The sequence below is a fragment of the Leifsonia sp. SIMBA_070 genome, assembly GCF_046534635.1.
Classification (GTDB): Bacteria; Actinomycetota; Actinomycetes; order Actinomycetales; family Microbacteriaceae; genus Leifsonia.
Genome location: NZ_JAWRYK010000349.1, coordinates 1 through 268 on the forward strand (window position 1 = coordinate 1; position 268 = coordinate 268).

General features: G+C 63.8%; 1 protein-coding gene. It reads right to left on the bottom strand.

Features of this window, described 5'->3' with window-relative positions; translation table 11 throughout:
- Window positions 1-268 (bottom strand): undecaprenyl diphosphate synthase family protein (locus tag SB754_RS20635; protein ID WP_410784227.1); only part of this gene is annotated, 268 nt, incomplete at both ends.

The following is a 268-nucleotide window of genomic DNA, read 5'->3' on the forward strand; positions in this document are numbered from 1 at the left end:
CTCCTGGCGCCCGCCGTAACCGACGGCCACATTCACCGTCGGACCAACCCGGCTTGCCGTCTGCTGTTCGGCCGCCTTCAGCCGACTCGACACCTCGACCGGCAGTTGGTCAAGGGCACCAACAACTTTCACCCGCCACGGCTGCCCGGGTGCGGAGATCTCTTCGACGATGTCAGGAACGATCTCCATCAGCGCGCCGAGTTCTTCGGTGTCGCGGCTCAGGTTCTCGGTCGAGAGGAGGTAGATGGTGACCGTGGAGATGTCGAGT